Genomic DNA, 9,868 nt, shown 5'->3' on the forward strand with positions numbered 1-9,868 from the left:
TACAGCGTGACGATTAGTAATCGTACACGGAACGCAGTTATATGTAGTAAATGAAGGAGTTGTTTTTTATTGGATTTTTTGACTGGTTCGTTTTACTTTTCCAAAGGGTAGCTCAATTCTTTATAAGCAGTGGCGGGGATGATTTTCACTTTTTCTCCGCATAAAAGGAACAGGGCGTTGCCAACTTTTCCTATTTGTTTGCCGGTTAATGTCTCGTTATTTTGATACCGGACGGTAATGTCTTTTTTCTGGGGTACGGCATTGTAAGTGTATACGCCATAAAAATAGGCTCCATAAAATATATAGGCGGTAATGACAAAGATATAGCTGGCGGGCTTATACCAGCTTCTTTCGGTCCATTTAAAACTCCATTTCTTATAGGAATTTGGAAAATGTTTTTTCCAAAGCTTGTCCATTTTCATAGTGAAGAGAACCAGCAGCATTGAGCCGAAGATGAAAAGCAGGATGTGCATGTCTTCGAATGGGGAAATTAAGAAATCGAAGACCGAAGCGTATTGGAAGATGTTCAGTCCGAAAGCTTCATATCTGAAATAGTTGAAAATCATGCCGATGATGACCATGGCAAGATAGCCCAGTGGCAGGAAACGGGATAGTTCGCCCGTTATCCGTTCATAAGTCTTTTTCTGCAGTTCGTTTTCCATATCAGAGGATAATAAATAAATGTGGCGGTAAAGATAGGTAATATTGGCGTCTTGTCCAAAACCTGCCGGATTTTGTGTGTAGGATGTGGAGAAAACTCTTCCCTTCATCTTGGTTTTCATGCTGAAAAGCATGTCAAATCATTTATATTTTCGGTCAAAATGCGCATGATAGCGTATGATTGATTCGCTTATCTTTGCAGCAAAAGAAAATTTGGTAACATTAAACTCGGAACAGGCTATGACAAAATGCTTTTTCGCCGTCGACCTCGGGGCTACCAGCGGGCGTACGATAATAGGCTCTTTCACTCAGGAAGGACTGGTAACAGAAGAAATGAACCGTTTCCCCAATCATATCATCGAGACGGGGGGACACTTCTACTGGGATATCTACGAACTTTACCGGAACATTCTGGAGGGGCTGAAACGGGCTGCGGCGCGTGAGGACATCGAAATCACTTCGATCGGCATCGATACGTGGGGCGTGGATTTCGTATGCGTGGGCAAGGACGGAAGCCTGCTGCGCCAGCCTTATTCGTACCGCGACCCGCATACCGAGGGCGCTCCGGGGAAGTATTTCGAACGGGTGCCGCGCAGCCGGGTGTATGAGTTGACCGGCATTCAGGTGATGAACTTCAATTCCATATTCCAGCTCGACACGATGCTCCGCCACAAGGACAGTGCGCTGGAAGCGGCAGACAAGCTCCTCTTTATCCCCGACGCGCTGAGCTATATGCTCACGGGCGAGATGGTGTGCGAATATACCATTGCCTCTACCGCCCAGCTGGTGAACGCGAAGACGCGCCGCCTGGAGCCCGAGCTGCTGAAAAGCCTGATGCTGGACGAAGACAACTTCGGCCGCTTTGTCTATCCGGGCGAGACCGTGGGCACGCTTACCGAAGAGGTGCAGCGCATCACCGGGCTGGGAGCCGTGCCCGTGATTGCCGTAGCCGGACACGATACGGCATCGGCGGTGGCTGCGGTTCCTGCGCAAAACAAGAACTTCGCTTACCTGAGCAGCGGCACGTGGTCGCTGATGGGGGTGGAGACCGATGCGCCGGTCATCAACGCCGATACCGAAGCTTTGAACTTTACGAACGAAGGCGGAGTGAACGGTACCATCCGTCTGCTGAAGAATATCTGCGGCATGTGGCTCTTGGAGCGTTGCCGTGCCGGATGGGGCGAGACTTCGTATCCCGAACTGATAGCCGAGGCGAATGCCAGCGAACCGTTCCGCAACCTGATTGGGCCCGACGACCCTGTCTTCGCCAACCCTGCGGATATGGAAGAAGCCATCAAGGCGTATTGCACGGCACACAAGCAGCCTGCCATCGAGACGCGCGGGCAAATCGTGCGCTGCATCTTCGAGAGCCTTGCCCTGCGCTACCGCCAGGTGCTGGAAAACCTTCAGACGCTTTCGCCCAATCCGATAGAAGTGTTGCACGTCATCGGCGGAGGAAGCCGCAACGAGCTGCTCAACCAGTGGACGGCAAATGCCATCGGCATCCCCGTGGTTGCGGGCCCGTCGGAAGCTACTGCCGTGGGCAATATCATGATTCAGGCGCTGGCTGCCGGAAAAGCTACCGACATCCAGCTGATGCGCCGCTTCGTGAGCCAGGCGATTCCGCTCAAGACCTTCCAGCCCCAGCACAAAGAGGTATGGGACGCCGCTTATTTGCAGTTTAAGACGGTGACACAATAATATAAATAGGAGTTAAAGGGGAGTTATTTCAGGGAGTTAAAAGGAGTTAGAAGCCAATACTTTTACTAATGGAAGCCATAGCAGAACTATTGGCATTTAACTCCTGCCGAAGGCATAACTCCTTTTTACTCCCTTTAACTTCCCCAAATAATTCCTTCTATTCAATAAAACTTATTCATTAACATAAAAAACAATACTATTATGAAAGAAGAACTCGTAAACAAAGCGTATGAAATCGCGAAAGAACGCTATGCGGCTGTAGGCGTAGACGTGGAAAAAGTAATGGAAACCATGCAGGACTTCCACCTGTCGCTGCACTGCTGGCAGGCAGACGATGTCATCGGATTCGAAACCGGAGCAGGCTCGCTGACCGGAGGTATCCAGACCACCGGAAATTATCCCGGACGTGCACGCAACATCGACGAGCTGCGCCAGGATATCCTGAAAGCCGCTTCGTACATTCCCGGTACTCACCGCTTGAACCTGCACGAAATCTACGGTGACTTCCAGGGTGAACCCGTAGACCGCGACCAGGTAGAGCCACGTCATTTCCAAAGCTGGATGGACTGGGGAAAAGAACACAACATGAAGCTCGACTTCAACTCTACTTCTTTCTCGCACCCGAAAAGCGGAAGCCTGACATTGGCTAATCCCGACGAAAGCATCCGCCGGTTCTGGATTGAGCACACCAAGCGTTGCCGTGCCGTGGCGGAAGCGATGGGCGAGGCACAGGGCGACCCCTGTATCATGAACGTATGGGTGCACGACGGAAGCAAGGACATCACCGTGAACCGCATGAAATACCGCGAACTGCTGAAGGATTCGCTCGACCAGATTTTCGCTACCGAATACAAGAACATGAAAGACTGCATCGAATCGAAAGTGTTCGGTATCGGGCTGGAAAGCTATACCGTAGGCTCGAACGATTTCTACATCGGCTATGGCGTATCGCACAACAAGATGATTACGTTGGATACCGGTCACTTCCACCCGACCGAGAGCGTTGCCGACAAGGTTTCGTCGCTCCTGCTCTACGTGCCCGAACTGATGTTGCACGTGAGCCGTCCTATCCGTTGGGACTCGGACCACGTGACCATTATGGACGACCCGACACTGGAACTCTTCCAGGAAATCGTGCGTTGCGGCGCGCTCGACCGCGTGCACTACGGCCTCGATTACTTCGATGCCAGCATCAACCGCATCGGCGCGTACGTTGTGGGTAGCCGTGCGGCACAGAAATGCATGCTCCGCGCGCTTCTCGAACCGCTTGCGCAGCTCCGCCAGTACGAAGCAAACGGTCAGCTGTTCGAACGCCTCGCCCTGCTGGAAGAAGCCAAAGCGTTGCCTTGGAACGCCGTATGGGACATGTTCTGCCTGAAGAACAACGTGCCGGTAGGCGAAGAATTCATTGCCGAGGTAGAAAAATACGAGGCAGACGTGACATCGAAACGCGGTTAATCCTTGCCCGGGAGAAGTTCTAAAAAACGATTCAGATAATGGATATAGTAATCGGACTATTGATTATTGCTATCGGCGCGTTCTGCCAGTCGAGCTGTTACGTGCCGATTAATCGGATAAAAGACTGGAGCTGGGAGTCGTACTGGCTGGTTCAGGGCGTGTTTGCCTGGCTGGTTTTCCCGCTGCTGGGTGCGTTGCTGGCTGTTCCTGCGGGACACAGCCTTTTTGAGTTGTTTGCCGGTGCAAGCGGGCTGGATGTGGCAATGACCATCCTTTTCGGTGTGCTGTGGGGCGTGGGCGGACTGACTTTCGGGCTTTCGATGCGCTACCTTGGCGTGGCGCTGGGACAAAGCATCTCGCTGGGCACGTGCGCCGGTCTGGGCACCATTCTGGCTCCGGTGATACTGAACGTCTTCTATCCCGAGGCGCATCATCTGGAGAAGCTGACGGCTTCGGTCATTATCGGTGTAGTGGTGACGCTTGTGGGCATTGCCATCATCGGCGTGGCGGGCAACATGAAGTCGCAGAGCCTGAGCGAAGAGGAGAAAAAGGCGGCGGTGAAGGACTTCAATTTCCCGAAAGGCATCGCCATCGCCCTGCTGGCAGGGTTTATGAGCGGTTGCTTCAATGTGGGGCTGGAGTTCGGCTCGTCTATCCACTTCGAGGAGTCGGCGGATATGTTCAAGACACTTCCGGCAACGTTCCTTGTCACGCTGGGCGGTTTTGTGACGAATGCCGTGTATTGTTTCTTCCAGAACGGGAAGAACCGCACGTGGGGAGACTATCGTAAAGGCAATGTATGGACGAATAACCTCGTCTTCTGTGCCCTGGCTGGCGTGTTGTGGTATAGCCAGTTCTTCGGGCTGGCACTCGGCAAGGGCTTCCTCACTTCGTCGCCCGTGCTGATGACTTTCGCCTTCTGCATCCTGATGGCGCTCAACGTGGTGTTCTCGAACGTGTGGGGCATCATCCTGAAGGAATGGAAAGGTTGCTCGCCGAAGACCATTACGGTATTGGTCATCGGTCTGGCGGTGCTCATCGTGTCATCGTTCCTGCCTCAGTTGCTGGGGTAAGCTTCTTTTTTCACCACAGATTACACGGATTAGAAAATTAATTATTTAATCTGTGTAATCTGTGGTGAAGAACTCATAAACTTAAAAACGAAAGAACTTATAAACTTAAAACGATATGGAATCAATATTGAACAACCGTCCGGCACTGGCTGCCGAGATTGGTAAAGTAGCAGAAGTCGCAGGCTATCTGTGGCAGAAAGGCTGGGCTGAACGCAACGGCGGAAACATCACCATCAACATCACCGAATACGTGGACGATGCCATCCGCACGATGCCCGCTATCAGCGAAGTGAAACAAATCGGTGCGGTACTTCCCCAATTGAAGGGATGTTATTTCTATTGCAAAGGCACGCAGAAACGGATGCGCGACCTGGCACGCGACCCGATGGCAAACGGCTCGGTTATCCGCATTCTGGACGATTGTGCCAGCTATGTCATCATCGCCGACCAGCCGGTGATGCCTACTTCTGAGTTGCCTTCGCACCTGAGTGTGCACAACTACCTGCTTTCGAAGGGTATGAACTACAAGGCATCGCTCCACACTCACCCCATCGAACTGGTGGCGTTGACCCATAACCAGAAGTTTATGCAGAAGGATGTCGCTTCCAACCTCTTGTGGAGCATGATCCCGGAGACGAAGGCATTTTGTCCGCGCGGCTTGGGAATGGTTCCCTACAAATTGCCCAGCTCGGTAGAACTGGCTGAGGCGACCATCAAGGAACTGGATGACTACGATGTGGTGATGTGGGAAAAGCACGGCGTGTTTGCCGTAGATACCGACATCATGGCGGCGTTCGACCAGGTGGATGTGCTCAACAAATCGGCACTGATTTACATCGCGGCGAAGAACATGGGCTTCGAACCCGAAGGCATGAGCCAGGAGCAGATGAAGGAAATGTCAGTGGCTTTCAATTTGCCGAAATGATGAGTTTTTCACCACAGATTACGCAGATTAAATAATTAATTTTCTAATCTGTGTAATCTGTGGTGAGATAAAAATAACCTTTAAACAAAACAGAACTATGTACAGAATGATTTTGAACGAAACCTCGTATTTCGGTGCGGGATGCCGCGAAAGCATTGGCATGGAAGCGCAGCGCAGAGGTTTCAAGAAAGCGTTTTTCGTGACCGACAACGATTTGATTCGTTTTCACGTGGCAGATAAAGTGATTGAAGTGTTCGACAAGAACAACATCCCTTACGAAGTGTATAGCGACGTGAAGGCAAATCCCACCATCGCCAACGTGCAGCACGGCGTGGAGGCTTATAAAGCTTCGGGAGCCGATTTCATCGTAGCATTGGGCGGAGGCTCGGCGATTGATACCGCCAAAGGCATCGGTATCGTGGTGAATAATCCCGAATTTGCCGATGTGCGTTCGTTGGAAGGGGTTGCCGATACCCGCCATAAAGCGGTTCCGACTTTTGCATTGCCTACTACGGCAGGTACGGGAGCCGAAGTGACCATCAACTATGTCATCATCGACGAGCAGGCTCAAAAGAAAATGGTATGTGTCGACCCGAATGACATCCCGTGTGTAGCGATTGTCGACCCCGAATTGATGTATTCCATGCCCAAAGGCTTGACCGCCGCTACGGGTATGGATGCCCTGACCCACGCCATCGAAAGCTACATTACGCCGGGAGCGTGGCTGATGTCGGATATGTTCGAACTGAAGGCTATCGAAATGATTGCCGGGAACCTGAAGGCTGCGGTAGATAATGGCAACGACCCGGTGGCGCGTGAAGCAATGTCGCAGGCACAATATATCGCCGGTATGGGGTTCAGCAACGTAGGGCTGGGCATCGTACACTCGATGGCTCATCCGCTGGGTGCGCATTATGACACACCTCACGGCGTGGCAAACGCATTGCTCTTGCCTTATGTGATGGAGTATAATGCCGAATCGCCGGCGGCTCCCAAGTATATCCATATCGCCAAGGCAATGGGAGTGGATACGGAAGGCATGACCGAGGCAGAAGGAGTGAAAGCAGCCATCGAGGCGGTGCGTGCCCTCTCGCTCAGCATCAACATCCCGCAGAAGCTGCACGAAATCGGTGTGCGCGAGGAAGACCTGCACCAGTTGGCAATCGATGCCTTCAACGATGTCTGCACCGGAGGCAATCCGCGTCCCACTTCGATAGAAGACATCGAAGCCCTGTATCGCAAGGCATATTGATGTCTTTTTTGTATAATTTGTATAAAATGGAGGAGGCCCGTTGTGGTCTCCTTTTTAATTTGTATATTTGCCATAATCCGTAAAATCCACACGTATGGCAAAATTATACAATGATACAGGCATGGAACTGAAATATCTTATCGTAAATGATAAAGACCGGAGCTTCGGGCTTTCAATCAATACGGTAGGTTATCAATCGATTCGTCCTAATTCTCCTTATCCGGTGCGGAATCATCCTACAGGATATTTTTTTAATGCCCAAAAAGGACGTGTCCTGCGTGAATATCAGTTGCTTTACATTACGAAAGGGCAAGGTTCTTTTGCATCCGATGATACTCCTGACCGGCAGGTGGGAAAAGGGCATCTGATTGTTCTTTTTCCCGGACAATGGCATACATACAAGCCGGATACGGCAACGGGATGGAATGAATATTACATTGGATTTGAAGGGACAATGGCCGACCAGCTTGTCAGGAATTCTTTTTTGACAAAAGATAACCAGGTGCTCGACATCGGACTGAATGAGGAGCTGGCCATGTTGTTTTCGCGTGCATTGGAGGTAGCTGAGGAGGATAAGACGGCGTCACAACAATATTTGGCAGGGATTGTATTGCATATGATTGGGTTGGTGCTTTCCGTATCCCGGAATAATGTGTTTGAAAAAGATAATGTGTCCGAGAAGATGGAACAGGCCAAAATTATCATGAACGAAAATCTTTGTCGGGAGATAGATCCGGAACAGTTGGCGGCACGGTTGAATCTCAGCTATTCGTGGTTTCGCAAGGCGTTTAAAGATTATACGGGATATGCTCCGGCAAAATATTTTCAGGAACTGAAAATGCGGAAAGCCAAGCAATTGTTGGTCGGAAGTACGCATTCGGTGAAGGAAATCTGCTTTATGTTGGGATATACATCTACCGAGCATTTTTCGAATTTGTTTAAGAAACATGCAGGGATTACACCATTGAAATACAGGGCATTCGGTAGGGATTTAAAATAATATCGGAATATTTCCTGTATATATATTCTGCATTTCGGTAAAAATGCTTATCTTTGCAGCCCGTTAAATGATAGAAAGGCTATGAAGGTTTTATTACAACATATTACTCCATGTATGTGTGCGTGTCTGCAAGAGAAGACGCACAGGAGGTTTGTTGTGCATTGGTTTACGGGCTTTATCTAAATGGTCGACAAGTAGGGAAGGTACGTTCTGTACTTTCCATTCCGGTTGTTTTTATAACAATGAATATCCTTTTTTCAGCCAATACATCCTTCATACATCAAGTCAAGAATACTTTTTGTAGAGATTCAAAAACGTTTCTAAACAGGCTCTTGGGGTGATATAAGGGAATGTATTGCTCTGTTTTATTTCTAAAGCTTAATGTGTTAGTTATGTTTACGGTTTTGTTCCTGTTGTTTATAGGGATAGGAATCGGTTATGTGTTTCGTCGGGTGACTTTTTTGCATCAAGTAGAGAAGACCGTTTCCTATACCGTGTTATTGATGTTATTTGTATTCGGCATCTCCATCGGGTCGAACGATGAGTTGGTTTCAAATTTGGATAAGTTTGGTTATCAGGCGGCTTTTCTCGCTGTATTGGGAACGATGGGTAGTCTGGTAGGAGGGTATTTCGCATACCGTTTTCTATTTAAGAAAGAAAGGAGGAACGATGAAGAATAGTTTGCTTATTATTTGTGTCTTTACGCTGGGTGGTATGTTAGGGGCTCATCATTGGGTTCCTTCAGAATGGGTGAAAGGGAATACCACGATGTTGATTCTTTATGCCCTGATTCTTCAAGTTGGCATTGGTATTGGTTCTAATAAGAATTTGAAAGAGATGCTTCATGCATTGAATTTCAAGATGTTGCTTGTCCCTTTGTCTACTATTGCAGGGACTTTGCTTTTTTCTTTTTTTGCCAGTTTTTTTCTGACGCATTGGGGTACCGCCGATTGCATGGCGGTGGGAAGCGGCTTTGCCTATTATTCTCTCTCATCGGTACTGATAACCGAAATTAAGAGTGCATCGGTGGGAGTACAGGTTGCAGCGGAATTAGGTACATTGGCTTTATTGGCAAATATCATTCGGGAAATGATTTCGTTGTTGGGAGCCCCCTTCTTTACACGGGTTTTTGGTAGGTTGGCACCTATTTCGGCTGCAGGCATCAATTCAATGGATGTAATGTTGCCGTTGGTGTATCGGTACTCGGGGAAAAATTTAGTGCCATTAGCTATTTTGCATGGAATAATTCTGGAAATGAGTGTTCCTTTACTCATATCTTTCTTTTGTCGATAAAGTAAAGGATTTTATACCAGGCACGGTATGGATTTGTGCATCTTTATGGGGCATAGATAGGCATAGACAGACATAGCTCTTGTTTTTTTGTTCCTGGAATTTATGCGTCATTTTCGTAAAAAAGATGATGTGCACATTGTCTTTATATACGGTGACATATGCGAAATGTGCAAATAAATACTGCGAGAAGTATCGTTCTCTTTTTATACGCACTTATATGTACGGGTCAACGGATATATCTTCCATGCCCCCGTTCATATAGGTGCTTTTTTGTATCCTTGCCTTCGGTTTTCTGTTGTCATATATATAATAAGGAGTATTGTTATTCTTACTAAGTTTTCTCCAGGTGTAAATATTTTCCTGTATATCTGTGAATATCAGCATTTTGCATATTTTTCATGAAAAAAGTTTCAAAAAAAGTTCTCCAGTTACTTGCAGTTTCGGTAAAAAGGCGTACCTTTGCACTCGCTTTCCGAAAGGGACGCCACCTGAAAAGGTTGTGTAAG

The 9,868-nt window shown here is 48.6% G+C and carries 9 protein-coding genes; 8 read left to right on the forward strand and 1 reads right to left on the reverse strand.

From position 1 onward, the window contains the following. Window positions 1-92: 92 nt before the first annotated feature. Window positions 93-770: a hypothetical protein gene (locus B5F78_RS08080; RefSeq protein WP_239473422.1), complete on the reverse strand. Its 678-nt coding sequence runs from the start codon at window positions 768-770 to the stop codon at window positions 93-95. 130 nt (window positions 771-900) lie between these two features. Between B5F78_RS08080 and B5F78_RS08085 the strand changes: the two genes are divergently transcribed. The 8 genes from B5F78_RS08085 to B5F78_RS08120 all read left to right on the forward strand — a co-directional run bounded on the left by B5F78_RS08085 (window position 901) and on the right by B5F78_RS08120 (window position 9,362). Continuing rightward, the gene (locus tag B5F78_RS08085) at window positions 901-2,361 is read left to right on the forward strand and encodes a rhamnulokinase (RefSeq protein WP_087406462.1); all 1,461 of its coding nucleotides are present in this window, start codon (window positions 901-903) and stop codon (window positions 2,359-2,361) included. Between the two features lie 198 nt (window positions 2,362-2,559). Beyond that, on the forward strand, window positions 2,560-3,819 hold the full coding sequence (locus B5F78_RS08090; protein WP_191762892.1) for an L-rhamnose isomerase: 1,260 nt from the start codon (window positions 2,560-2,562) through the stop codon (window positions 3,817-3,819). Window positions 3,820-3,857: 38 nt separating this feature from the next. Beyond that, entirely contained in the window at window positions 3,858-4,892 is a 1,035-nt protein-coding gene (gene rhaT, locus B5F78_RS08095) for an L-rhamnose/proton symporter RhaT (protein WP_013618543.1), read from the forward strand. 115 nt (window positions 4,893-5,007) lie between these two features. Then, window positions 5,008-5,817 (forward strand): rhamnulose-1-phosphate aldolase, encoded by an 810-nt coding sequence (rhaD, locus tag B5F78_RS08100; protein ID WP_013618544.1) that lies wholly within the window; start codon window positions 5,008-5,010, stop codon window positions 5,815-5,817. A 97-nt stretch (window positions 5,818-5,914) separates the two neighbouring features. Continuing rightward, entirely contained in the window at window positions 5,915-7,069 is a 1,155-nt protein-coding gene (gene fucO, locus B5F78_RS08105; RefSeq protein WP_087406459.1) for a lactaldehyde reductase, read from the forward strand. Between the two features lie 94 nt (window positions 7,070-7,163). After that, entirely contained in the window at window positions 7,164-8,069 is a 906-nt protein-coding gene (locus tag B5F78_RS08110) for an AraC family transcriptional regulator (protein WP_022038610.1), read from the forward strand. Between the two features lie 392 nt (window positions 8,070-8,461). Further along, complete coding sequence (locus B5F78_RS08115; protein ID WP_022038609.1) at window positions 8,462-8,749, forward strand: LysO family transporter; 288 nt, start codon at window positions 8,462-8,464, stop codon at window positions 8,747-8,749. Beyond that, the gene (locus tag B5F78_RS08120; RefSeq protein ID WP_022038608.1) at window positions 8,739-9,362 is read left to right on the forward strand and encodes a lysine exporter LysO family protein; all 624 of its coding nucleotides are present in this window, start codon (window positions 8,739-8,741) and stop codon (window positions 9,360-9,362) included. Before B5F78_RS08115 ends, B5F78_RS08120 begins: the two co-directional genes overlap by 11 nt. The last annotated feature ends 506 nt before the right edge of the window (window positions 9,363-9,868 follow it).

The sequence above is a fragment of the Bacteroides sp. An279 genome (assembly GCF_002159615.1).
GTDB lineage: Bacteria > Bacteroidota > Bacteroidia > Bacteroidales > Bacteroidaceae > Phocaeicola > Phocaeicola intestinalis.